Origin of the sequence: Lysinibacillus sp. VIII_CA (assembly GCF_049943995.1) — a bacterium.
Taxonomy (GTDB): Bacteria; Bacillota; Bacilli; order Bacillales_A; family Planococcaceae; genus Lysinibacillus; species Lysinibacillus pinottii.
On record NZ_JBNFXM010000099.1, the window covers coordinates 1 to 311 of the forward strand.

Annotated in this window: 1 pseudogene; it reads left to right on the forward strand. The window is 38.9% G+C overall.

What is annotated here, in order from left to right:
• Positions 1-118: 118 nt before the first annotated feature.
• Positions 119-311, forward strand: a pseudogene (locus ACP3VS_RS24390) (IS5/IS1182 family transposase); the annotation flags it as partial.

Below are 311 nucleotides of genomic sequence, written 5' to 3' on the forward strand. Positions count from 1 at the left end.
CTCGACTTTCCCGCTTTTCCCGCAGGAGTCGCCGCCCTTCGTTCCCATCAACTTCTACATAAAGTACTCCATCTACAAAGGGTATTGAAAAGTAAATTCTCCATGTAGACTATATATTTATTTGTTACAGAATCAAATGTTGCCTGTTCTTCCATATACACGTCCTAAAATGAAAGATGGATTCTTCCGAAAGCATGAGTATATATGACGGGCATTATTATTGTTACCTTTGAAACAAGGGCAGATATTGAAGTATGCGACAACGACGAAGGAAGGATATCGCCAATATAAATCGAATCCTTTGATTTGTG